Origin of the sequence: Emticicia sp. W12TSBA100-4 (assembly GCF_040253585.1) — a bacterium.
In the GTDB taxonomy this organism is placed as follows: domain Bacteria; phylum Bacteroidota; class Bacteroidia; order Cytophagales; family Spirosomataceae; genus Emticicia.
Genome location: NZ_JBELAU010000018.1, coordinates 68,515 through 93,737, shown reverse-complemented (window position 1 = coordinate 93,737; position 25,223 = coordinate 68,515). Strand labels below are relative to the sequence as shown.

Annotated in this window: 24 protein-coding genes; 16 read left to right on the top strand and 8 right to left on the bottom strand. The window is 36.7% G+C overall.

What is annotated here, in order from left to right; genetic code table 11:
- Positions 1-123: 123 nt before the first annotated feature.
- Together ABR854_RS22920 and ABR854_RS22915 are read left to right on the top strand one after the other, a co-directional pair.
- Entirely contained in the window at positions 124-1,053 is a 930-nt protein-coding gene (locus tag ABR854_RS22920; protein WP_350268187.1) for a hypothetical protein, read from the top strand.
- Complete coding sequence (locus ABR854_RS22915) at positions 1,053-1,526, top strand: type II toxin-antitoxin system VapC family toxin (protein WP_350268186.1); 474 nt, start codon at positions 1,053-1,055, stop codon at positions 1,524-1,526. The genes ABR854_RS22920 and ABR854_RS22915 overlap by 1 nt, the downstream gene beginning before the upstream one ends.
- Before the next feature lie 89 nt (positions 1,527-1,615).
- Here the strand turns inward: ABR854_RS22915 and ABR854_RS22910 are convergent, their stop codons facing one another.
- The 3 genes from ABR854_RS22910 to deoC form a co-directional block, all read right to left on the bottom strand.
- Positions 1,616-2,761 carry a Gfo/Idh/MocA family protein gene (locus ABR854_RS22910; RefSeq protein ID WP_350268185.1) on the bottom strand — a complete coding sequence of 382 codons (1,146 nt, stop codon included), beginning with the start codon at positions 2,759-2,761 and terminating at the stop codon, positions 1,616-1,618.
- Between the two features lie 62 nt (positions 2,762-2,823).
- Positions 2,824-3,534, bottom strand: a complete 711-nt coding sequence (locus ABR854_RS22905; protein WP_350268184.1) for a GntR family transcriptional regulator — start codon at positions 3,532-3,534, stop codon at positions 2,824-2,826.
- Between the two features lie 469 nt (positions 3,535-4,003).
- The gene (deoC, locus tag ABR854_RS22900) at positions 4,004-4,756 is read right to left on the bottom strand and encodes a deoxyribose-phosphate aldolase (protein ID WP_350268183.1); all 753 of its coding nucleotides are present in this window, start codon (positions 4,754-4,756) and stop codon (positions 4,004-4,006) included.
- 220 nt (positions 4,757-4,976) lie between these two features.
- Here deoC and ABR854_RS22895 point away from each other — a divergent pair, with 220 nt between their 5' ends.
- The 4 genes from ABR854_RS22895 (at position 4,977) to ABR854_RS22880 (ending at position 9,485) form a co-directional block, all read left to right on the top strand.
- Positions 4,977-6,632, top strand: coding sequence for an amino acid permease (locus tag ABR854_RS22895; protein ID WP_350268182.1), 1,656 nt, complete (start codon positions 4,977-4,979; stop codon positions 6,630-6,632).
- Positions 6,633-6,688: 56 nt separating this feature from the next.
- Positions 6,689-7,312, top strand: coding sequence for a Uma2 family endonuclease (locus ABR854_RS22890; protein ID WP_350268181.1), 624 nt, complete (start codon positions 6,689-6,691; stop codon positions 7,310-7,312).
- A gap of 37 nt (positions 7,313-7,349) precedes the next feature.
- Complete coding sequence (locus tag ABR854_RS22885; RefSeq protein ID WP_350268180.1) at positions 7,350-8,795, top strand: APC family permease; 1,446 nt, start codon at positions 7,350-7,352, stop codon at positions 8,793-8,795.
- Positions 8,796-8,894: 99 nt separating this feature from the next.
- On the top strand, positions 8,895-9,485 hold the full coding sequence (locus ABR854_RS22880) for a 3'-5' exonuclease (protein WP_350268179.1): 591 nt from the start codon (positions 8,895-8,897) through the stop codon (positions 9,483-9,485).
- A 4-nt stretch (positions 9,486-9,489) separates the two neighbouring features.
- On the opposite strand, the gene ABR854_RS22875 is transcribed toward ABR854_RS22880, so the two are convergent.
- Both ABR854_RS22875 and ABR854_RS22870 read right to left on the bottom strand, forming a co-directional pair.
- Positions 9,490-10,149 carry a hypothetical protein gene (locus tag ABR854_RS22875; protein WP_350268178.1) on the bottom strand — a complete coding sequence of 220 codons (660 nt, stop codon included), beginning with the start codon at positions 10,147-10,149 and terminating at the stop codon, positions 9,490-9,492.
- Entirely contained in the window at positions 10,136-11,512 is a 1,377-nt protein-coding gene (locus tag ABR854_RS22870; protein ID WP_350268177.1) for an ATP-binding protein, read from the bottom strand. The genes ABR854_RS22875 and ABR854_RS22870 overlap by 14 nt, the downstream gene beginning before the upstream one ends.
- Before the next feature lie 430 nt (positions 11,513-11,942).
- On the opposite strand from ABR854_RS22870, the gene ABR854_RS22865 reads away from it, so the two are divergent.
- From ABR854_RS22865 to ABR854_RS22855, 3 genes are all read left to right on the top strand, one after another.
- Positions 11,943-13,319 carry an MATE family efflux transporter gene (locus ABR854_RS22865; RefSeq protein WP_350268176.1) on the top strand — a complete coding sequence of 459 codons (1,377 nt, stop codon included), beginning with the start codon at positions 11,943-11,945 and terminating at the stop codon, positions 13,317-13,319.
- Between the two features lie 93 nt (positions 13,320-13,412).
- Positions 13,413-15,227: an ABC transporter ATP-binding protein gene (locus ABR854_RS22860; protein WP_350268175.1), complete on the top strand. Its 1,815-nt coding sequence runs from the start codon at positions 13,413-13,415 to the stop codon at positions 15,225-15,227.
- Positions 15,228-15,285: 58 nt separating this feature from the next.
- A complete protein-coding gene (locus tag ABR854_RS22855; protein ID WP_350268174.1) occupies positions 15,286-15,753 on the top strand; it encodes a regulatory protein RecX in 468 nt (155 codons plus the stop codon).
- A gap of 46 nt (positions 15,754-15,799) precedes the next feature.
- Here ABR854_RS22855 and ABR854_RS22850 read toward each other — a convergent pair whose 3' ends face one another.
- The gene (locus ABR854_RS22850; RefSeq protein WP_350268173.1) at positions 15,800-16,252 is read right to left on the bottom strand and encodes a hypothetical protein; all 453 of its coding nucleotides are present in this window, start codon (positions 16,250-16,252) and stop codon (positions 15,800-15,802) included.
- A 234-nt stretch (positions 16,253-16,486) separates the two neighbouring features.
- Between ABR854_RS22850 and ABR854_RS22845 the strand changes: the two genes are divergently transcribed.
- From ABR854_RS22845 to ABR854_RS22820, 6 genes are all read left to right on the top strand, one after another.
- The gene (locus ABR854_RS22845; RefSeq protein ID WP_350268172.1) at positions 16,487-17,587 is read left to right on the top strand and encodes an efflux RND transporter periplasmic adaptor subunit; all 1,101 of its coding nucleotides are present in this window, start codon (positions 16,487-16,489) and stop codon (positions 17,585-17,587) included.
- Positions 17,588-17,685: 98 nt separating this feature from the next.
- Positions 17,686-18,936, top strand: coding sequence for an ABC transporter permease (locus tag ABR854_RS22840; protein WP_350268171.1), 1,251 nt, complete (start codon positions 17,686-17,688; stop codon positions 18,934-18,936).
- A 59-nt stretch (positions 18,937-18,995) separates the two neighbouring features.
- Positions 18,996-19,364 (top strand): four helix bundle protein, encoded by a 369-nt coding sequence (locus ABR854_RS22835; protein WP_350268170.1) that lies wholly within the window; start codon positions 18,996-18,998, stop codon positions 19,362-19,364.
- Positions 19,365-19,375: 11 nt separating this feature from the next.
- A complete protein-coding gene (locus ABR854_RS22830) occupies positions 19,376-20,050 on the top strand; it encodes an ABC transporter ATP-binding protein (RefSeq protein WP_350268169.1) in 675 nt (224 codons plus the stop codon).
- A 185-nt stretch (positions 20,051-20,235) separates the two neighbouring features.
- On the top strand, positions 20,236-21,063 hold the full coding sequence (locus ABR854_RS22825; protein WP_350268168.1) for a sensor histidine kinase: 828 nt from the start codon (positions 20,236-20,238) through the stop codon (positions 21,061-21,063).
- Between the two features lie 10 nt (positions 21,064-21,073).
- On the top strand, positions 21,074-21,850 hold the full coding sequence (locus ABR854_RS22820; RefSeq protein WP_350268167.1) for a LytR/AlgR family response regulator transcription factor: 777 nt from the start codon (positions 21,074-21,076) through the stop codon (positions 21,848-21,850).
- On the opposite strand, the gene ABR854_RS22815 is transcribed toward ABR854_RS22820, so the two are convergent.
- On the bottom strand, positions 21,847-22,932 hold the full coding sequence (locus ABR854_RS22815; RefSeq protein ID WP_350268166.1) for a complex I subunit 1/NuoH family protein: 1,086 nt from the start codon (positions 22,930-22,932) through the stop codon (positions 21,847-21,849). The genes ABR854_RS22820 and ABR854_RS22815 overlap by 4 nt on opposite strands.
- Before the next feature lie 99 nt (positions 22,933-23,031).
- Positions 23,032-24,459 (bottom strand): asparagine--tRNA ligase, encoded by a 1,428-nt coding sequence (gene asnS / locus ABR854_RS22810; protein WP_350268165.1) that lies wholly within the window; start codon positions 24,457-24,459, stop codon positions 23,032-23,034.
- Between the two features lie 161 nt (positions 24,460-24,620).
- Between asnS and ABR854_RS22805 the strand changes: the two genes are divergently transcribed.
- Positions 24,621-25,205: a Uma2 family endonuclease gene (locus ABR854_RS22805; protein WP_350268164.1), complete on the top strand. Its 585-nt coding sequence runs from the start codon at positions 24,621-24,623 to the stop codon at positions 25,203-25,205.
- Positions 25,206-25,223 lie beyond the last annotated feature (18 nt).

The window sequence follows — 25,223 nt, the reverse complement described above, 5'->3', positions numbered from 1 at the left end:
GCTTTTTTTATAGTTTTTAACAAAGATTGCTTCAAAATAGACTTTATTTTGAAATATTATTGGTAAAGAATTTGTTATTATAGTGGTTATCTAATATTATTGTTTATTACTATAATTATAATAATGAATTACGACATCAAATTACAAGGTGCAGAAGAAGATAACGGTACAATTGAATTTGACCGATTAATTCAACTTGCAGAAAATATAAAATCAATCGCTAAAGGGGCTTTACAGATACGATTAGTAGGTTTTAGTAAATTAATGGGACAACCACCAAAAAAAATCTCTAATGCCCTTAAAATTCGCCTATCTGGTTTATATGAAGAAAATATCTATACCGCTCTAGAATTAGAATGCGAGCCCTTTTCTAAATATCTTAGTGGTTGGCAAGGGGATATTTTTAATCCCAATATTTTAGAAGAATTACCCAACTTAACTCCTGTATCGCTGGTAATGAATACTTTTAGAGGAGTATTGGAACAAGATAAAGACTATGAATGGGTAGATAAACCCCTACTAAAAAAATTAAGTGATTTTAAAAGTCTTTTTCTTACCGATTCAGAAACTATACAATTTTCAAATCGAGGTAGTGTACCCGAATTAATACTCAAAAAAAATGACTTTGATAAAATCAATTCTATTCAAGAAAGTATCCCAGAAGCACAATTTGCAGTAATTTCTGGAAAATTAGACACCCTTAAATATAGTGCCTCAAGAATTTTAGTAGAAACGAATGAAGGCTTTGTAAACGGAATTTTGTCAGAAGATATTTCAACTGAAGAGATAAGCAAATATTGGGGGAAGGACATTACATTAACAGGAACAGCACACTACAAACCCAATGGACGACTTTCATTCATTGAAGTAGAACGTGTTTTTCCAACGGAAGAATCAAACCTATTTTTCAATAAAATACCTAAAACAGAGAATGTTGAGCAACAAATCAAAAGACAATTAAGTGAGAAAAAGCATTTTAATTATCTATCTGAAATAGTTGGTCAATGGCCGGGAGAAGAAAGTTTTGAAGAAATCTTAACCCAACTTGATTAATGATGAGATTTCTATTCGACACTAATATTCTTGTTGCCTATCTTCGTTCAGCTCCATTATCTACAATTATTGAAAATGAGTTAAATATTACTAATTCTCAAAATATAGTTATGATTTCATCAGTCACTAAAGGAGAATTAATGGCTTTTGCATTAAACAATAATTGGGGCGAAAAAAGGAAAGAAAAGCTAAATGAACTTCTAAATAAGATTTTTATTCTTGATATAAATGCGTCGGACAATGCTTTATTTGAAGCGTACGCAGAAATAGATTCTTACAGCCAAAATAAGCTCTTAAATCAGCCTTTACCTCAAGGACGAAATGCAGTTAAAATGGGCAAAAATGATTTATGGATAGCGGCCACTACTAAAATTTCTGGAGCCACTTTAATTACTACTGATGGAGACTTTGACCATTTAAGAACTAAAATCAACTTGATAAAATATAAACCTGACGGAACAAGAGTATTTTAATACATCTTTTTCAAACTTCGATAAATCAAAAAAGCGAACTATTCTTTTGGAATAACTCGCTTTTCTATATAAATCTATCTCCGAAAATATCAGATAGTAACCCAAGCTTGCTTGCGGTGACTTTCGATGATTCTTTCGCAAATCAATAATTCACGCAAACCATCGGCAAATGTTGGATACGTTGGATTTTCAGGTTGTTTTCCTGCTGCAACTGCCGCATAAACTTCCTTGAATAATTGCTTCGATGTATCTGGGAAACCTTCGTTGTGTCCACCTGGGAAACTCACAAGGCTTTGTGCTTCACGATAGAATAATGATGGGTCTTTCATCAATTGTTGGTTAGCTCCATCACGTTTGCCAATCCACATTTCGTTTGGTTTTTCCGAACACCACTCAAAATTCGCTACCGAACCTGAAATTTCTAAGTTCAAACGGTTTTTACGTCCAGCCGAAACTTGGCTTACTGTTACGCTTCCCTTAGCACCGTTATCAAATCTCAAAAGTACACTTGCATGGTCTTCGGTATTGATTGGCACTTCAGCGTAATCAGATGGCTCAAGCATTTTGCCCGAATACGTTTCGATGGCCTTCAATGGCTTCAAGCGAGTTTTGTGTACAGTATTGAAATCGGCCATTACTTGCGTGATTTTCATTCCCGTAATATACTCGGTTACATCCAAAAGGTGCGAACCAATATCGGCAATTGCTCTTGAATCGCCAGACTTGTCCGGTTCTAAACGCCAGTTATAATCTGTTTGGTAGAAAAGCCAATCTTGCAAATAGCTACCCATGATTGAGTAAATTTCGCCCAAATCGCCTTTTTCACGCATGGTTTTCATCTGACGAACCAACGGATAATATCTCAAATTGAAGTGAACAGCATTTACTAAACCTGTTTCAGCGGCTAATTTTACCAATTCTTCTGCTTCTTCAATTTTGGTGGCCAATGGTTTTTCGCACACAACGTGTTTTCCTGCCAATAAAAGAGCTTTTGATTGCGAATAGTGCAAGAAGTTTGGCGTACACACGTGTACACACTCAATTTCTGAATCTTTCAATAAATCTTCAAAGATATACGCACGTTCGATACCCAAAGAAGCTGCTTTGTCTTTCGCTAAATCAATATTTGCTTCACAAAGTCCTAAAACTTCAATATTTGGTAAACGACGGAGGGCTTCAATATGAGCTGGCCCGATAAAACCTGTGCCAACAACGGCAACTTTGATTTTTTTCATGGTTTGAGGCAAAGGGGTGTTTAATTAAAAAAGAATTTCGTCCCAAAAATAGCAAGAGATTTTTAGTTAAAACTACTTATGGCAAATTTTTCGGTATTACAATAGATGGAACTATAAAGAAAAAAACCATCAATCGAAGTTTTGTATTTTCTTAATAAATGCAAAACGGGTGATTTTACTTTAATTTTGAGCAAATTGGCGGTTTCTTTATCGGCTGCAATGGCTCGCACTTCTTGGGTCATGCTCTGCACATCAACCTGATATCGGATAAGCAAAGTTCGGAAGAGAGAGCCTTCCAACAACGGTTCTTCAATAAAATTTGGTAAATTTTCGTTCGGAATATACGTATGCTCATACATCACTGGCGAATCTTCTACCAAACGTAATCGCTTAAAAAATATAAATTCTTCGTGCTTTTCCTCATCAATTAGTGGTTTAAAGGCTGTATCTTCCAATTTTTTTAATACTGGACCTTCTAAAACTAATGTTTTTCCGTGCCTATCGCTTGCTACTACCACTTCGGTCCAACCTTTCAGCGAAAGTAAACCGAGCGATTTTCTACTTGCCGAAACCGTACTTCCTTTTCCGTGTTGGCGAGTAATGTAGCCTTCACGCACGAGTTCGTTGAGAGCTTGTCGAACGGTCATACGAGTTGCATTAAACTCAGTACAAAGGTCATTTTCGGAAGGCAATAGTCCACCTTCTTCATAAACTCCCGAAGTAATTTTTTCTTTTAAACTCGCTTGAATTTGTCGATAAAGGGGTATTTTCATAGAGTAGTCTCAGCAGGTGGCAATATCAAACACTATTTAGAAATTCTGAAAGCAAATTAATCTAATAAACTCATAAAAGGCACTAAATTTTGATAGAATATTTTCAGAGGTTTATTTATGAAAAAAGGCATTTAGGAATCCCAAATGCCTTTCCAAGACGAAAATACTTTAACCTATGATGAATAAACCCGATAAATCGGGGTACTCAAACTCTTTATGATTTCAATGAAATCGAATATATTTTTGATACAACTTGTATAGACAACAGAATAATTACTTACAAAAGAAACTAAAAATCAGTATTTAGGCAAATATTTTAAATGTTTTTTTTACAATTATTAATTTTTATACAATTTTTAGTCAAAAAAGTATTACTTCTTTCAATAAAAGTGTAATTCTGACACGATTTGAAAGATTTTTTAGAACAGGTCGTTGTTGCGATACAGGATTATTGCTTTGGTTTTCATTCTTAATATCCAATCGTCGAGGCTGTTACATTTTCTGAAGCTAAACCCAAACGTTTTTTTGCGTCTTCAATGATTGTGGCGGTGGCAGTTGCTCCGAGGCGAGTTACGCCCAACTCCATTACTTTCAATAAACCGTCGAGTGTTCGTACACCTCCTGCTGCTTTTATCTGAACTTTTTCTGACGAATTTTTTCTCATCAAAAGCAAATCATGTTCCGTTGCTCCTTTGTAATTATAGTCTCCGTTGGCTTGTTTTACGTAACCGTATCCAGTAGATGTTTTCACAAATTCTACGCCCACTATGCTACAAATCTTGCAGAGTTTTATTTTGAGTTTATCTTTTGGAAGAAAATCATTTTCAAAAATTACCTTCAAAATAGCTCCGTGTTTGTGGCTTTCTTTCAAAATAGCATTGATTTCTTTTTTTACATATCGCCAATCTTCAGACAAAACTTTGCCGACGTTTACCACCATATCAATTTCGGTTGCTCCATCTTTGCAAGCTTGACGAGTTTCGGCCACTTTTTGCTGAATCGTGCTACTTCCATGTGGAAAACCTACGACCGTACAAACTTTTACATCAGAATCTTTGAGCAACTCAGCTGCTTGTTTCACGAAATACGGTTTTATACAGACCGTTGCGACATCATAATGTTTTGCCAGTTCACAGCCCGCTATCAAGTCGGCATCGGTCATTGTTGGATGGAGCAAAGAATGGTCAATCATCTTTGCGATTTGATGGATAGAATAGTTCATTTTTAGAATTTATGTTTGCTTGGTACAAATATAAATCACACAACTTGTATAGACAAGTTAAATATTAAAAAGTATAATTTTGCTTAAAAGAAAAGCATTTCAAACGAAAGTAGGCCTTCATTCAATAAATAATTACTCAACAAAACACCATTCTTGCCATTTTTTTAATAGTTTTGGAAAGTAATCAGCAATACTAAACCTAAACTTATTAAAACATATTATGAGTAATTCTCTTTTTCGTAGAAAGGATGTAACACAAGCTATCAAAGAAACCGAAGACCGTGAAGACGGAAATTCACTGGCTAAAGTATTGGGAGTGAGAGATTTAACCTTACTTGGTATTGCTGCCATTATCGGAGCAGGTATTTTTAGTACAATTGGCTTGGCGAGTTTCAATGGTGGGCCTGCGGTTTCTCTTCTTTTTGTATTTGTGGCAATTGCCTGTGTATTTACTGCTTTGAGTTATGCCCAATTTGCTTCAATGGTTCCTGTCAGTGGTAGTGCCTATACGTACGCTTATGTATCTTTTGGCGAAATGCTCGCTTGGATTATTGGCTGGGCATTGATTCTTGAATATGCCGTGTCAAATATGGTAGTAGCCATTTCGTGGTCGAGTTATTTTACTTCGATGCTCGAAGGTTTTGGCATTCATTTTCCGACTTGGCTGGCCGTAGATTATACAACCGCCAAAGAAGCCTTTGAAAGTGTGCAAACGGGAGGAACAGAAATTAACGATGGCACTAAACGTTTGGCTCAGGCTTTTCAAGATGCTCCAAGTTTGGGTTTCCTGAAAGTAATCTTCAATCTTCCTGCGGGAATGATTACGGTCTTGATTACAACACTTTGTTATATTGGTATCAAAGAATCTCGCAATGCGAGTAATTTTTTGGTTGGTTTAAAGCTTTTGGTGATACTTTTGGTAATAGTAGCAGGTGTTTTTTATGTAAAACCAGCGAATTGGTCGCCTTTTGCACCAAATGGCGTTGAAGGGGTGTTGAGCGGAGTTGCAGCAGTTTTCTTTGCGTTTATTGGTTTCGACTCTATTTCGACAACTGCCGAAGAAGCCAAAAATCCTCAACGAGATTTACCTCGTGCGATGATTTTATGCTTGGTAATCTGTACGATTCTTTACGTGCTTATCTCGTTGGTACTTACTGGAATGGTAAACTATACCGAATTAAATGTAGCCGACCCATTAGCGTATGTATTCACAAATGTAGGTTTTGATGCTGTGGCAGGAATTATTTCGGTGAGTGCCGTTATTGCCATTACGAGTGCTTTATTGGCTTATCAAATCGGGCAGCCACGTATCTGGATGACCATGAGCCGTGATGGGCTTTTAGGCAAAAAATTTGGTGAGATTCACCCAAAATTCAAAACCCCAGGTTTTGCAACAATTATTACTGGTATTTTGGTGGCTGTTCCCTCGTTGTTTTTCAAGATGAGTTTCTTCGTTGACCTCACGAGCGTGGGTACTTTCTTTGCATTTATTTTGGTGTGTGCAGGCGTGCTTTATTTAGATACGAAAGGCATGAGCAAAGACGCAAAATTTAAAATTCCGTACATCAATGCTAAATATTTGTGCGGAATCTTGATGATAGGAGCGTTATACTTCACATATTCACAAGGCGATGTCATGCAACATTTAGAAGAAAAACCATTGCTTTTTGTGTTTTGGGCTGTATGGTTAGCATTGTCGGTAATGAGTTTTAAATATAATTTCTCGCTACTCCCAATCTTCGGAATTTTGACAAACCTCTATCTAATGACCGAACTCGGCTGGACAAACTGGCGAATGTTTATCATCTGGATGGCCATCGGCTTAGTGATTTACTTTGCTTACGGCTATAAAAATAGCAAATTGGCGAAAAAGTAGAAAAAGTCCACAGTCAACAATTGGCAGTCAGGTAGGTAAGAAACAATGTTTTAAATATGAATGCAATAGCGACACATTCGAGGTATAAACTTGGAGCAAAAAAGGTTGAGAAGAGAATTCCTCAACCTAAGTTGCTTACGTATGAGGATTACGTAAAACTTACTCCACCCAATAGTGGAAACTATGAATTGCTCAATGGTCAAATTATTTTTAAACAAACTCCAAAGCCTTCACATCAAACTACAAGAACTTTATTATCAATTTACCTCGGAAATTTCATCATTCAGAATAAACTTGGTGAATTATATACTGCTCCTTTGGATGTGCATTTTACAGAATATGACACTTTACAACCAAATTTGCTTTTTATAACAAAAGAAAGACTCAATATTATCGGAGAAAATAAAATTGAAGGATCGCCCGATTTGGTAGTTGAGATTCTTTCTCCATCGAATGATAACAGCGATGCGGAACGCCGCCCGATGTCCTACAAAAAACACATCTACGAGATAACAGGAGTAAAAGAATATTGGCTAATAAATGTAGAAAAACAGTCACTAACGCTTTATAAACAAGTAGATAATGAACTTCGTTGGCAAAGAGATATTCAGAAAAACGAAGTTCTTACATCAGAAATCATCAAAGGATTTGAGTTAGAATTAAACAAAATATTCGAGTAATTTATTTCCATTAACAAACCCTAACCTTCTTACTATTTTGGCAAATTTTAAAAAAGAAATCAAACTATACGATGCCGTAATGCTCGTATCAGGTTCGATGATTGGCTCTGGAATTTTTATTGTCAGTGCCGATGTGGCTCGTCAAGTTGGCTCAACTGGCTGGTTATTAGCATCATGGCTTTTGGCAGGTGTACTGACTATGCTCGGTGCATTGTGCTACGGCGAACTCACTTCTATGTTTCCACAAGCGGGCGGACAGTACGTTTTCCTACAAAAAGCCTACGGAAAACTCACTGGATTCCTTTATGGCTGGTCGTTTTTTGCGGTAATTCAGACAGGAACTATTGCGGCCGTTGCGGTGGCTTTTGCTAAGTACTCTGGTGTGCTTTTCCCTGAAATTATCAGCGATAAACACGAGATTTTTGCACTTGGCGATACTTCATTTAAACTCACTTCTCAGCGTTTACTGGCCATTTTGAGTATCATTTTGCTTACTTATGCCAATACTCGTGGCGTAAAAGAAGGCAAAATTATTCAAAATATATTCAGTACAACCAAACTCGGAGCTATTGCGATGCTCATTATTTTGGGTTTCATACTCGGAGCAAATGGCGATGTAATTGCCCAGAATTTTTCAAACATTTTTGATGCATCAAGCACCGCCAAAGTTGATGGCGAATGGATTGTAACTGGCATTACGGGTTTCGGAATTATTTTGGCAATTGGCGTAACACAAGTAGGAACATTGTTTTCGAGCGATGCTTGGAACGGGCTTACCTTTGCTGGTGATGAAGTGGTAAATGCCGAAAAAACGATACCAAGAGGCTTGATAATTGGTACTTTTCTCGTAACGGCCTTATATCTTTTGATGAATATCACTTACCTCTGCATTTTACCACTGAAAGGTGACCCAAATGGTGCTGACGTAATGAGTCGAGGCATTCAGTTTGCTTCCGAAGATAGAGTTGCAGCCGCAGCTGCACAAGTAATTGGTGGACAAGGCTTCTCGGTGATTGTTGCGATTTTAATTATGATTTCAACTTTTGGCTGTAACAATGGCTTGATTTTATCGGGTTCGAGAGTTTATTATACAATGGCCAAAGATGGTTTATTTTTCAAGAATTTTGGCAAATTGAGCGAAGCGGGTGTTCCACAAAATGCTCTTTGGTGGCAATGTGCTTGGGCATCTTTCCTTTGTTTAACTGGAAAATACGGCGATTTGCTTGATTATCTGATGGGCGTTGTGATTATGTTTTACGCCTTCACCATTTACGGAATTTTTATTTTACGTAAAAAAATGCCAGATGCTGAGCGTCCAATCAAAGCACCCGGTTATCCGATTTTGCCGATGCTTTATGTAATTGTGGCTTCGATTATCGTTTTGATTTTAGTAAAAGAAAAACCTCAATTTACATACCCTGGCCTTGGCATTGTGGCTCTCGGAATTCCTGTTTATTATTGGTTTAATAGTAAGAAAGAATAGATTTTTTTAAGTTACCACAGAGGCACAGATTAACACAGAATTTATTCTGTGAAAATTCGTGTAATCCGTGCCTCCGTGGTGAAAAAACAGAGAATAAAAATGCGAAAAATCCTCTTTTTCGATACCGAAACTACTGGATTACCACAATTTTATAATGCACCAATCACGCAAGTCAATAATTGGCCACGTTTGGTGCAATTGGCTTTTCTCGAACATTATGAAGATGGCTCACTTGCAGCCAAACACAATTATATCATCAAACCCGAAGGCTTCGTGATTCCACGAGATGCTACACTTGTTCACCGAATATCAAACGAAAAAGCCCAAACCGAAGGAAAAGATTTAACACAAGTTTTAGATATTTTTGCCGATGCCATCAACGAATCAGCGATACTGATTGCCCATAATTTTGATTTTGATAGAAATATTGTTGGAGCAGAGTTTGTCAGAAAAGAATTTGATACCAAACCGCTGCTAACCAAGCGAAGTTTTTGTACGATGAAAAATAAAGATGTGGTAAATTTCTGTCGAATACCCAACAAAACTGGCTATAAATGGCCAAAACTCGAAGAACTTTACTATAAATTATTCAACCAAAGATTTATCGACGCCCACGATGCCAGCATTGATATTGAAGCCACTGCCAAATGTTTTTGGGAATTATTGAGGCGTGGGGTGATTAGGGCGTAAGAATTTAATCAACTTGCTTCATTTGCTTAAACATAGTCAGTGCAGTAAAAAATTGATAATTTTTAGTTTCTTCTTCTTGCCAAGTACTGATAAAATTAATCTTTTCGAAAATACTGCTAAGATGCTCTTTTCTCTTTTTCACAATAGTAGAATGATTGATACCCAGCGTCAAAATCATTGTATTTATTCTTTCCTGCAAAGATTCTTCTTGATTTACATTTGCAAAAAAGATGTGTAACTTTTCATCATATTCCAAGAGTAAAAAAGGGTCATAACCTTCTCTATCTGGTTTTAGAATATCATCAACTGGCGACTCACGTTTGTGTTTATCATTAATGTCTTTTTGAACCATAAAAAGATTATCCCATGCCCAAGCTCTATTTTTCTTTAGTGCAGGGTCAAAATGGTCTAATGCACCAAAAAACTGAGGATTATCAATAGTATATTTCCCATTGTGCCAGCAATTAGTTGAATAATAATCCTCAGAACAAAGTAGAACTTCAGTATAAGCACAAACACCACCTTGGCAGTGAAAAAGGTTCATTACAATATCATAATAAAACTTATGATTCGAAGAGGTATAGTTTGGATGTTTTCCTTGCAAACTGCTTTCCCAAACCTTATATTCAGTAGAAATTATGTGGCTTTTGTCAATTTTTCTCATCAAACTCCCAATCTAATAAGTTAGCCAGTTTCTCAAACTTCTCCATCAATTCTTGTTTTTCTTCTATTGTAGCACTACCATTCATTTTTTTGATTTTACTACGAATCTTGGCTAATTCCATTAACTGCTTAATGCGTTCAGGGTTTGAATCCATGTCCAAATCAAAGATTTTTGTGAGGATAGAATCCCAGCGTAGATATTGAGGATTTATGAAGTAATTATCTACATGATTTCCTTTACTTTCATCATAATAAAGCTCTCGATAGACAGTTCCGTCTTCCTTAAACTTCAATTCCACAATTTCCCAAGGCTCAAAACTTGATGCAACAATTGGCGAATGAGTAGCATAAAAAAACTGACAATCTTCGGCTAAGCCGCTATAAATATCAACAATCTGTGTCTGAATATCGGGGTAAAGTGAGCGTTCGGGTTCATCAATAAAAATTATACTCCCTTTGGGTTTCAAAACATAAAGAGGTAATGCCGTAAGTAAAATTTGCTTTGTACCTGTACTTAATAGGTAGTTTTCAACTTCTTTTCCTTCTAATGTTTCTAATTTTATAAATCCAATATCCTGTAAATCAACTTCTGTTTTTACTTTTAAATTAAATTTATTGATAATCTTATCTAAAAAATCCTCTCCTATTTTTTTAAGAGGGTTTTTTTCTTGATTCTCCCATTCCCTAAGCTCATCAACTGCTTTTTGAAGTTCTTTTGTTGTAATACTTGAGTTAGTAACAAGTTTAGAAAACTCATTTCTTTTGTTTAAAACTTTTGTTTGAAAGTCTGTAATTTCTTTTTTTAATAAGTTCCAGTAATCACCAAAATGGACATCTTCAAAATCTATAAAATCCGTATTTGGTTTTAAAAGATTGTCACTTACTTCTGAAAATTCAGAAAACTTATGCTGTAAATCTGTCGAAATGAAAATGGTTTTATATTTGATATCTTTTAAATAGTCATGCACAAAACTTCTATGAACATAACCAATATTAACATAACCAAAACCGTAGTGCGTTTCATCTGCTATTCCAAATGATATAGAGTTATCATCTCTAATATTTGACCCAAAATCTAAACTAATTTTAGAATCAATATATAAGTAAGGCACTTGTTGAGTAAAAACAAAATTTTTGTCTTTAACTAGGTTATTTGTATGTGGCATTATTTCTTCTAGCTCCTTCCACCTATTCATATACTCAACAAACCTCAACAAACTCGTCTTTCCTGTTCCACTTTGTCCAATAATACAAACCTTATCCAAAGGCAGGCCAGCTTTTTTATGTCCTTTGGGATAAGTCAAATCCAAAGAAAAGTCTTGAAACTGATGATAATCTTTAATAAAAAGGCTTTTTACTTTCATGTTTTTCGGACAGTTTTACTATATTTTCTTGTCAAAATTAGCTAAATTTTAATTTAGAGCGTAATTAGGTTCGATGTTTTTATTTTCAATCGAATTACCACCAAACAATTCCAAAAATTCTTCCACAAAAATTTTTTGTTAAAAAACAAATTTCTACTTTTGTAACACAAAATTATAAAAGCCCATGATTCTGCTTGACATTGTTTGCTAATTGCAAACACATTTCTACATTCTTATTTCCTTTTTGAGCTTATTTTCATAAGCCAAATCTAATTGTTTTATAAAACTATTACTTGTTGTTCGGCATTCATCTGAACGATAAAACTTATTGTTTTTAACAAAAAATCTGACCGTACAAAGTATTGATTTTCAATGTATTACTATGTTGTTATCAAACATTGGCGGTGGATAATTACACTCTTTTTTTATAATGCGAAAAATTATACAATTATTCATGGAAGCCATTCGTGGCGAAGAACAAAACTATACTGATATTAGCATCAACCGTGCGATATTTCTGCTTTCAGTGCCGATGATTTTGGAAATGATTGGCGAGTCGCTTTTTGCAGTTGTTGATGCATTTTTTGTAGCTCGATACGTAGGCACAGAAGGCGTGGCAACAGTAGGTTTGACAGAATCAGTTTTAACACTTATTTATTCGGTAGCTATTGGTTTGAGTGCTGCCGCTACGGCAATCGTTGCTCGACGTGTAGGCGAAGGCAACAAAATTGGTGGCGGTTTAGCGGTGGCTCAAGTCATTATGATTTCGTTGGTTTTAGGTCTTTCGGTTGGCATTATCGGCTTTGTTTTTGCCGAAGATATTCTCCGTTTAATGGGCGGTAGCGAACACCTCATTGAAAAAGGCTCAAGTTTTACACGCATCATTTTTGCGAGTAGTCCTTCAATTGTTTTGCTTTATACGCTCAGTGGTGCGTTGCGTGGTGCTGGCGATGCCTCAACGGCCATGCGTTCGATTTTGCTTGCTAATTTCGTGAATATCGTCATGGATTTTATTCTGATTCCTATCATGGGTTTTGGAGTTGAAGGAGCAGCAATTGCCACAACTGTTGGTCGAACAATAGGTGTTTTGTATCAATTATATGCACTTTATGGCGGAAATGGCAATGTTCAGATTTTAGCTAAACAGTTTGTACCAGATAAAGAAGTTATTAAAAATATGCTGAGTGTAGCAGCTGGTGGAACGGGGCAATTTTTGATTCAGTCGGCCAGTTGGATTTTTTTGACTCGTATTCTTTCGACTTTCGGAAGTGAGGTTGTGGCAGGTTATACAATTGCGATTCGTATCATTATTTTTACGATTTTGCCATCGTGGGGAATGTCGAATGCTGCTGCAACGTTGGTTGGACAGAATCTGGGTGCTGGCAAACCCGAACGTGCCGAAACTTCGGTTTGGCGAACGGCTTTTTATAACATGATTTTCTTACTTTTAGTCGGAATCGTATTTGCATTTTTTGCCGAAAACTTCGTTGGGATTTTTACCGATGAACCAAAAGTTATCGAAATTGGTGTTTTGTGTCTACAAATTATCTGTCTCGGCTATATTTTCTTTGGTTACGGAATGGTTATCGGGCAATCGTTAAACGGTGCGGGCGATACGCTTTCACCAACGATTATGAATTTTGTTTGTTTTTGGTTAATCGAAATTCCGTTGGCGTATTTCTTAGCCAAAAGTCTTGATTGGGGGCCAAATGGCGTATTTTGGTCGATTGCCATTAGCGAATCAATTTTGGCGATTGTGGCAATTTTTGTATTCCGAAGAGGGCGTTGGAAAACTACAACGGTTTAAATTTTTAACTAAACCTATAAGGTTTGCGAAACCTTATAGGTTTTAGCTGTATTTTAACGAACTTTGCAGCATTAACATTTTCTTAATACACAATTGAAAAATTACTTTCGATTACTTTCTTACGCCAAGCCACTTAGTGGTTTTATTGTGCCATTTGTCATTACTTCTATCTTGGCAAGTTTATTTGGTGTACTCAACTTTACACTTTTGATGCCTCTTTTAGATGTTTTATTCGATAAAATCGCCTTTGAAGCAGTAGCCAAACCTGACTCAATTTTTGACTTAAAAAATCAATTTAACTACTATTTTGGTTTATTTTTGACTCAATATGGCAAATTTGGAGCATTGCAGTTTGTCTGTGGAGTTATAGCGGTTTCGGTTTTGTTGGCTAATATCTTTAAATATGTGAGTATTAGGCTTTTAGAAAAATTTAAATCCAATATGGTGGCAAATCTGCGACAAGCAGTTTTTGATAATTCAATCAATCTTCACCTTGGTTTTTTCAGCAACGAACGTAAAGGAAATCTTATTTCTCGCATCGTAACCGATGTACAAGAAGTTGAAAACTCAATTGCCAATACATTTTCGGCGGCAACCAAAGAGGTTTTTCTGTTTATATTTTACATTGCTTCGCTTTTCTATATTTCTTGGAATCTGACTTTTTTTGCTTTGTTGGTAATTCCTGTTTCGGGAATTTTTATTTCTACACTCGTAAAACGTATGCGACGTGATGCAGGAGAAGGGCAACAACGCCTCAGTAATCTGATTAGCCTCATGGACGAAGCCTTTGGTGGAATGCGTGTCGTGAAAGGATTTGTAGCCGAAAAATTTATTACCGAAAAATTTCGTACCGAAAATCAAGGTTACAGAAATGCCATTTTTGGATTAGCTTCTCGCCGAGAAATGTCTTCGCCTTTTTCCGAAATCATGGGCGTTTTTGTTGTAATCGGCATTTTGCTTTACGGAGGCTCACTGATTTTTGATGGAAAATCTGAATTAACCGCATCTGAATTTATTAGCTACATTGTTATTTTTTCGCAAGTGATGCGTCCAGCCAAAGATATTTCTAATGCCTTCAGTTCGGCACAAAGAGGCTTAGCTTCGGGCGAAAGAATCTTAGAATTAATTGATAATCAACCTCTAATCAAAGATAAATCTAACGCTATTTCAATCAAAGATTTTGGGCACAGTATCGAAGCACAAAATGTTGGTTTTGCTTATGAGGGTGATGTTGAGGTTTTGAAAAACATCAATTTTACGCTCCAAAAAGGAAAAACGATTGCTTTGGTTGGCTCTTCGGGCGGAGGAAAATCAACGATTGCCGACTTGATTCCGAGATTTTACGACCCTACTGTTGGACAAATTACGATTGATGGTGTTGACATGAAAGATGTTTCACAACACTCGCTTCGTAAACTCATGGGAATTGTTACGCAGGAGGCAGTTTTATTCAATGATACGATTTTTAATAATATTGCTTTTGGCGAAAACGTAAGTTTAGAAGATGTGATGGCTGCCGCTAAAATCGCAAATGCTCACGACTTTATCATGCAGCAATCATCTGACTATCAAACAGTTATTGGTGATAGAGGAACAAAACTTTCGGGCGGGCAACGTCAACGATTGTCGATTGCACGAGCTATTTTGCAAAACCCACCAATCTTGATTCTCGATGAGGCTACTTCGGCACTTGATACAGAATCCGAAAAATTGGTACAAGAAGCCCTCACAAATTTGATGAAAAATCGCACAACACTCGTAATTGCTCACCGTCTAAGTACAATTCAGAGTGCTGACCAAATTTTGGTTATTCACCAAGGACAAATCATTGAGCGTGGTACTCACGACGAACTTTTGAAAATAGAAGATGGTTTTTACAAAAAACTAAGCTCCATGCAGACGCTGTAGAGTTCTGAGTTTAAAGTGTAGAGTTCTGAGTCTGGAATTGATAATTTTTTACTAATAATTGATAACTCGCCGAGACATACTCGTAAAAGCTGCCAACTTCTGTGCGTATCAAGAGCGAACGCACGCAGAAGTGCGTGAGCGTTTACAAAAATGGGAAGTTTGGGGCGATGAAGCCGAAGAAATAATTGCCTATCTGATTGAGGATAATTTCTTGAACGAAGAGCGTTTTGCCAAGATTTTTGCAGGAAGCAAATTCAGAGTAAAACAATGGGGACGACAAAAAATCAAGTACGAACTTAAAGCCCGAAAACTCTCAGAATACTGCATAAGAGTAGGCATGGCCGAAATCGACGACGACGATTATATCAATACTTTACAAGAAATTCTCGAAAAGAAAAAGCACGAACTTCGCACCGAAAAACAGCCTTTGGTGCTGAAGCAAAAACTCTCCAGGTATGCCCTTGGCAAAGGTTTTGAAGCCGATTTGGTTTGGGAAATGATTGGGAGGATTATTCCAAAAAAATAGCTCATCGCCGAGGCAATGAGCTATGTGTCATAGTAGTTATTTACAATTATTGTTTTTGTAAAATAATTCTGGTAGTTGTCATTGAGGCAGTTCCACTTCCATCCACAATTGTCCATGTCATTGTGCTGCCACTAAAAGAAAGCCCAAAAGTATTGGTATTTTTCCCCGTTATTACCAGCTTATCATCATTTATTTCGTATTCAGAAACTTCACTTGAACCAGAAAAGTTATTAGCAATTGACTGGCACTCAATTGGTGTACTATAGGTAACTTTGCCCTTCTTCCGAAAATTAAAAACTATTTCTTTTGCACAAGGTAAGGCATTCACTAAAGCGGGCAGCTGGTCAGCATCTACGGCAGTGCCTTGCTTCACAAAAATATTTATAATTTTCCAATTACCAATAATCTGTGCCGACGGAGTATCTTTAGAACAATCCGTTAGTATCACCAATAATAAAGGTAAAACCAATATTTTAATTCGATTTGAAATAAGCTTCACAAGTTTAATGAATTTAATTTTTGAATATTAAATGTACAACAACACTATCTAATAAAACGAATTTTATGCTACAAAATTGAATACTGATTTACTTAACGGTAAAATTTATTCCTGCCTCGGTGTTTTTTTCTTCCGCTTCGTTCAAAATTTCTTGATGCTTCTATAAATTAGATTCACCTTTGGGTAATATTTAAAGAATGACATTTTTTGTACGTCAGAAAGCTCAAACATCAAATGAAAAATAGTTGCCTAATCATTTTAGCCTTTGTTGGCACATTTGTTTCCTGCAAAAAATCAGAAAACACCAATACTTCGCCTCAATATAAATCACTCACCGAAGCGGTGTATGCTTCGGGGAATATTTATCCAAAAAATGAATATAAACTCACAGCTAATGCTGATGGTTTTTTGATAAAACAAACCGCTTTTGAAGGCGATGCTGTGGGGAAAAATCAATTACTTTTTCAGCTTGAAAGTGCTTCGCAAGAAGCTCGTTTGGAGGCTTCGAGCAATATTTTACGTCAGTCGGAAGCTAATTTTGGCGATAATTCGCCAATTCTTGATGAACTCGAAGCTCAACTCCGAAATGCCCGCACAAAACTGGCCAATGACTCTGTAAATTTCAAACGATATAAAGAACTTTACGACCGCAATGCCACCACTCGCATCGAATACGAACGAGCTGAATTGGCTTTCCAAACTTCAAAAAATGATGTTTCGGCTCGCAGAAAAGCGTGGTTACGTACAAAAAATCAGCTTTATGTAGATTTACAAAACTCAAAGTCGAACTTCAAAGTCAATGCTCGTGAAGAAGATAACTATCGAATAAAGAGCTTTGAAGCAGGAAAACTCTATGAAATTTATAAAAAACAAGGCGAACTCGTACGACGTGGCGAAGCAATAGCATTAGTAGGCGATGCCAACGAGGTTTACGCTCAATTGGCCATTGACGAGTCAGATTTTGTGAAAGTGCAAATCGGACAAACCGTTTTAGTGAAAATTGATGTTTACAAAGACAAAATTTTCAAAGCAAAAGTGACTAAACTTTACCCAAAACTTAATAAAGCTGACCAGACATTTAGAGTCGATGCCGAATTTGTAGAGGAAAAACCCAATGCCTACTACGGCATGACGATTGAAGCCAATATTGTGGTTTCCGAAAATCCAAGAGTGCTGACGATTCCGAAAAACTATTTAGTAGGGAGCGATTCGGTTTGGATTGAAGAAAACGGCGATAAAAAGAAAATCAAAATCACGAAAGGCGTTGAAAACCTTGATATGGTTGAGGTAAAATCTGGCCTAACCGAAAAATCGGTTTTGGTACTTGGAAATTGATTTATGTTATATCTTATGTACACACCCGTAGAGACAAGGCAATGCCGAGCGACGGTCGCCTTGTCTCTACCACGCCAACAAAAAACAAAAAATCAATCATGAACCTCAATATCTCACTCCAAATAGCCAAAACACACTTACTGACAAAAAAACGTCAGACCTTGATTGCGATGCTGGGCGTTACCTTCGGTATTGCGATGTTCATCGTCATGATTTCGGTCATTAAGGGTGTCAATAAATTTCTTGAAGATTCGGCTCTCGACTCATCGCCGCACATCAGAATCTATAAAGAAATCACAAGTAGCCACCCAAGTATTATAGAAGAGGCCAATCCAGCGAATTTTAATATCATTTACCATCAATTACCTAAAAATGAATTGATTAACATCAAAAACGGACTTCAAATCGCCGCTAATATCGAAAAAGAGTCAGCAGTTTTGGGAGTTTCGCCACAGATAAGTTCACAGGTATTTTTCAATAAAGGTCCAGTGCCTTTTTCGGGACAAATTGCTGGTGTAGATGTTTTGAAAGAAGACAAATTATATGACCTAAAGAAACGTATCAAATCAGGAAATATCGAATCCTTGCTCTCAACTCCTAATGGAATTCTGATGGGTAAAGTTTTAGCTCGCAACCTCAATGTAAAAGTAGGCGATAAAATTATGGTTACAACACCTACAGGAAATTTAAAACTGGTCAAAATTGTGGGCATTTTTGGTTTTGGAATTCAGACCGTCGATGGCGTAAAATGCTACGCAAATATGTCGATGGTGCAGGAAATTCTACAAAAAGATAAGAGTTTCGTAACGGATATTCATATTAAAATGAAAGATTCGCAAGCGGCACTTACTTACGCCAAAGTGCTGAAAAATCAATACGGTTACAAAACCCAAGATTGGGCCGAAGCTAACTCAGCATTTTTGGCAGGTGATAAAATCCGTAATGGAATGGTGATTATGGTTTCGATTACACTTCTGGTGGTAGCTGGCTTTGGTATTTATAACATTATGAATATGAATGTCATCAATAAGATGAAAGACATCGCTATCTTGAAAGCCACAGGTTTTGCAGGAAATGACATTGTTTCGATATTCCTCATCCAATCTATCATTATCGGTATTTTGGGGGCATTGTTGGGCATTATTATCGGTTTTTGTTTAAGTTATCTACTTTCATCTGTTCCATTTGATGCGGGAGATTTTCTTGATATAAAAACATTCCCAATTTTATTTGAACCAAAATACTACGGACTCGGAATGATTTTCGGGATCACAACCACCATTTTAGCAGGCTATATGCCCGCTCGAAAAGCATCAAAAATCGACCCAGTGGCGATATTGAGAGGGTAAGGATAATTTTTAGTGTAAAGTTTAGAGTGTAGAGTTTATTATTCTTAAAATATTCAATTATGAAAGAAAGTATCATACAAAAGAAGAGCTATCTGTTTGCATTACTAATAATAAAAATGTACAAATTTCTAACCAACGACCAAAAAGAATTCATATTATCAAAACAGGTTCTTAGGTGTGGTACTTCAATTGGAGCAAATGTAAATGAAGCTCAATCTGCCGAGTCTAAAAACGATTTTATTCACAAAATGGCTATTTCTTTGAAAGAAAGTAGAGAAACACTTTATTGGCTAAATCTTCTTCATGATAGCGAATATATTTCAAAAGATGCTTTTGAATCAATACATAATGATTGTATAGAGCTAAAAAACATTCTTAGCAGCATAATTCTTTCAGCAAAAGAGAAAAAAAATAACTCTACACTATAAACTCTACATTAATGAACAAAGTATTAGAGGCTAAAGATATAAATAAGTATTTCTACGAACCCGAAAAGTTTCAAGTTTTGAAGAATATTTCTTTTGAAGCCAATCGTGGAGAATTTCTGGCTTTGGTAGGAAAATCTGGGTGTGGGAAATCAACACTTTTGTATATCCTTTCAACGATGGATACCGACTACGAAGGCTCGCTCGTGATGCACGGCGAACGCCTAACTGGACGTACACAAGACCAACTTGCGGCCTTTCGCAACGAACATTTGGGCTTTGTTTTTCAGTTTCACTTTCTTTTGCCTGAATTTTCGGTTCTGCAAAATGTCATGCTTCCTGCTCTGAAACTCGGAAAATATTCGAGTAAAGAAATAGAAGAAAGAGCCTATCAAAAGCTAAAATTGGTCGATATGCAAGACCACGCCCTCAAACAATCGGCCAAACTTTCGGGCGGACAACAACAGCGTGTAGCCATTGCAAGAGCTTTAATTAACGACCCTGCAATAATCATGGGCGATGAGCCTACGGGGAATCTTGACAAGAAAAATTCGGAAGTAGTTTTCGAGATTTTTAAGCAAATTGCCCACGAAAATAATCAAACAATCATTGCCGTAACGCACGACCCCGATTTTGCCAAAGGAAGTGATAGAATCATTGAAATGTCGGACGGACAAATTATTAACTAATGATAAACGAAAAGAAAATAGTAATCTATGTAATTGCCATAATGGCAACGATAGCGGCTTTTTTTAGGTGGTATATTTTCAATTTTGACCTTAAAAGCAATACTATCTTATTTCTTGTTTCTATCATAGTATTATCTACAACTTTTATTTTTTTTAGCAAGACTTGCATTGTTTTTGATAAACTTATGCCTTATGACAGAGGCATTGTCAAGCGTTTAATACCACAAATACTTCTCAACCTTGTATTCATTACCATTATTTCAAGAGTAGCATTTTTAATCGGACGAACAATGCTGCCTTTTCATTCAATCGTCGAAAAAGAAGCCACCAATCTTGCACAACTTGCAGGCGTAGCTACCGAGGTTTTGGTTGTAACGCTATTAAATGTTATTCATTTTGCCAAATACTCCTTGAATAAATGGCGTGAAAATGCACTCAGAGCCACGAATCTCGAAAAAGAAAAATCGCAGGTACAATTCGATAATCTAAAAAATCAACTGAATCCACATTTCTTATTCAATAGCCTCACTTCGCTTGATTCACTCATTCATGAAAATCCTGCATTGGCAAGCGATTTTCTTAGGCAACTGGCCAAAGTTTTCCGCTATGTGCTACAAAACAAAGAAAAGGGTTTGGTCAGTCTCGAAACAGAATTGAACTTTATCAAGAATTATGTGGCTTTGCTTCGAACTCGTTTTGGAGAATCTCTCAGCATCAATTTCAATATTTCGATAGATGTTTTAGATTTGCAAATCGCTCCAGTAACTCTTCAAATATTGATTGAAAATGCCCTAAAACACAATATTATAAACCAAGCTAACCCACTGATAATCAACATTTTTAATCAGGAGCAATATTTATTTATAGAAAATGCTGTTCAATCAAAGAAACAAGTTGAAACCTCTAACGGACAAGGCTTAAACAACTTAAAATCATTGTATAGTTTTCTGAGTGACAAAGAAGTGCTGATTGAACAAAACGAAGTTTTTACAGTAAAAATCCCCTTGATTTGATACAAATTTTATGAAGATATTATTAATAGAAGACGAACCACTCGTAGCTAAGAATCTCGAAAATTTAGTTAAACAGCTTGAACCAAATGCAGTTTTATTGGCTACTATCGGCAGCGTAAAAGAATCTTTAGATTGGTTTAAAACTAATACTGAACCAAACCTTATATTATCTGATATTCAGCTTTCTGATGGCGTAAGTTTTGATATTTTCCAAGAAATTCAACCTCAATGCCCAATCATTTTTACGACTGCTTATGACGAATACGCCATTCGGGCTTTCAAACTAAATAGCATTGATTATTTGTTGAAACCTATCGATAGAGATGAACTTCGCAGTGCTTTTGAGAAGTTAAAAAAACTAAATCATGCCTCTAATCAAAATGATTTTAAAGAGCAACTTTCACATCTATTGAGCGATTTGGAAAATCGCTCCACAAACCCAAAATTCAAAACTCGTTTTACGGCACATCACCAACGAAACATCGTGGCCGTAACTACCGAGCGAATTGCTTGCTTTTATCGAGATGAAGTTATTTGGATTCAAACCACTGATAATCAGCGGCTTATTACAGACTATAATTCTCTCGATGAAATAGAAGAATTATTGAACCCCGAAGGGTTTTATAGAGCAAATCGCCAGTTTATTGTCAATAAACAAACCATCGAAAGCTATCGAACACATTTTACAGGAAAAATTGAATTAAAATTAGTTGTTACAACCAAAGATGAAGTGGTCGTAAGTAAAGAAAAAGCCCACCAATTTAGAGGCTGGTTTGAATTGGGTTAAATCATCAACAAACGCCAAACGCCCGAAATAAGCAAAAGCACCAAACAGAAAGGCGTTAGCACTTTCCAAGAAAGATACATGAGTTGGTCAACACGCAAGCGAGGGAGTGTCCAACGTATCCACATTTGAATCAAAACCAAGAAATAGGCTTTTGAAATCAACCAAAAAGCACCCCAAAGGTCGCTTGACCAATGTCCGATTTGCCCACTTGTCCAACTTCCAAGCGTAAATGAACCGATATTCGGAAAAGGAGTATTCCAACTTCCGAGAAACAAAACTGTTCCTAAAATAGACACCAAAAGCATCATTCCGTATTCAGAGAGCATCACAATTGCCCAACGAAAACCCGAATACTCAGTGTGAAAACCGCCAATCAATTCTGATTCTGCTTCGGGTAAATCGAATGGAGCTCTATTGGCTTCGGCCAATGAAGCAATAAAATAGATAACAAAAACTATGAGTAGAAACGGATTTCGGAGAATATTCCAAGTCAAGATTCCGCCGTATTGATTGACTTCAATGCCAGTGGCTTTTACACCAAAAAGATAGTTTTTTTCGAGTGAAAGGAATCCTTGTTGAAAACTAATCTCTTGTAAATCAAGTGTTTGTGTAATCAAAACTACACACAAAACCGAAAGTCCGAGCGGTACTTCGTAAGAGATAATCTGAGCAACCGAACGCATCGCTCCCAATAAAGAATACTTATTATTTGATGACCAACCAGCCATTAACATTCCTAAAATATCAAGCGAAACTACCGCCAAGAGCATAAACACACCCGTTGGTGTAGCCGAGCCTCTCAAACTTGGCGACAATGGAAACAACGCAAAACCAGCAAAAATCGCCATAAAAATCATCAATGGTGCGAATTTAAACATTCGGCGGTCGGCAGCAGCAGGCACGATGTCTTCCTTCTGAATCAACTTCAAAAGGTCGGCAATGAGTTGTAGCAATCCCCATTTACCAACTTCCATCGGACCAGTACGGTCTTGAATAAAAGCCGAAACCTTACGTTCGACATACACCCCAACGACCACATTGGCAAAAATCGCAGCAAGAAATATGAGTATGGTTATGAGCATTTTAGCAATTTTGGGTCATATTCAGAAAAACTAAACGTGCCACATCTTTGAGATGTGCCACGTTTTTGTTGTAAAAACTTCAAATTTCATGCCTGAAAATCAAAACTCTGCACTCTTAGGCGTGCGAGGGAAAGGAATCACGTCACGGATGTTGGTCATACCCGTTACGAACAACACCAAACGCTCGAAACCAAGACCGAAACCTGAGTGCGGAGCCGAACCAAATTTACGAGTTTCGAGATACCACCAAATGTTTTCTGGGTCGATACCTACTTCTTTTGTGCGAGCCAATAATTTCTCGTAATCATCTTCACGTTGTGAACCGCCGATGATTTCTCCGATTCCTGGGAATAACACGTCCATTGCTCTAACTGTTTTCCCATCAGCATCTTGCTTCATGTAGAACGCCTTGATGTCTTTCGGGTAATTGGTCAAAATCACTGGTTTTTTGAAGTGTTTTTCTACCAAATAACGCTCATGCTCAGATTGCAAATCAATTCCCCACTCAACTGGATATTGGAATTTTTTCTCTTTATGAGGTTTCGAGCGAAGCAAAATTTCAATCGCTTCGGTGTATGTCAAACGCTCAAATTTATTATCAACCACAAACTTCAATTTCTCCAATAAGCTCAATTCGCTACGCTCGTTTTGTGGCTTGCTTTTCTCCTCCTCCAAAAGGCGTTTTTCTAAGAAAGCCAAATCTTCAGCACAATTTTCGAGAGCATATTTGATTACATACTGCACAAAATCTTCAGCCAAAGCCATGTTATCTTCTAATTCGTAGAAAGCAACTTCTGGCTCAATCATCCAAAACTCGGCCAAGTGACGAGTAGTATTTGAGTTTTCAGCACGGAAAGTAGGCCCAAAAGTATAAATTTTTGATAGAGCTAATGCACCTAATTCACCTTCCAATTGCCCCGAAACGGTCAAGCTTGTTTGGCGACCAAAGAAATCTTGGCTATAATCAATGCTTCCGTCTTCGGCTCTTGGAGGTTTCTCCATGTCGAAGTTAGTTACATGAAACATTTCTCCTGCACCTTCGGCATCAGAAGCCGTGATGATTGGCGTATGAAGATAGAAAAAACCATTGTCGTTATAATATTTATGCACTGCGTAAGCCAAAGCATGACGAATGCGGAAAATTGCACCAAAAGTGTTCGTACGGAAACGTAAGTGAGCTTTTTCACGCAAAAACTCCATTGAGTGTTTCTTTGGTTGCATCGGGAATGTCTCGTCAGCAGTGCCATAAACCACAATTTTCTCGGCTTTTACCTCAACTGCCTGTCCAGACCCCATCGAAGCTATCAATTTACCAGTCACGGCCACACACGCACCCGTAGAAACCAACTTCAAAGTTTCTTCATCTATTGCTCCACCTTCGGCAACTGCCTGAATATTATGTATCGTTGAGCCATCATTAATGGCAATAAAAGTTACGGCTGCTTGCCCACGTTTGGTACGTACCCAACCTTTCACGGTCACTTCTTGTTCGCTTGGCGATTGCTTCAGTAATTCCTTGATTTGCATAATTCTCTTTTATTCTTGAATTGAACTGCAAAAATAGGAATAAAACTTTTCTAATAATAAGTATTTGTGGAGCGAACATCCTGTTCGCCGAAAAATGAGCTAAAAATCACACTAAAACTCTATTTTTTTTATATTTTAGTCTCCAAAATACAATTATCAATATGTTGGTCAAAGAAAAACTTTTGAAAATTCCCGAAAAATTCGTCTATGAAATTATAGATGGGAAGACCATTTATTTTAAAGGTTACAAGAAAGCTAAAAATGATGACGAAATTTGGGGATGTACTGGCTTACAGTCAACAATCACCACTTACATTTTAGAGGAGTTATATTCTTTTTCCAGAAAATTAGAGTATCGAATTCATTCAAACCATCCAAGGTTACAAATAGACTTCAAAAATATTCTAACTTGTGATATTTTGGTTTATGAAAAAACCGTTTTAACTGCCGATAAAATCACCACAAAATATTCAAGTGTTCCACCAAAATATGCCATCGAAGTTGATACAAATGCCGATTTGAGCGAAACTAATTTCATGGATTATTTAACTCGAAAAACCGAAAAACTCTTTGAATTTGGCACCGAAAAAGTCTTTTGGGTAATTACAGCTTCTCAAAAAGTGATTGTTGCTCAACCAAATGAAGATTGGTTTATAAAAAATTGGCATCAAGAAATTGAGCTTTTCGACGGAATAAATATCAATATTGGTAAATATCTTGATGAAGAAGGAATAAAAGTTTTATAAAGCAAACTGCCTTGAAAA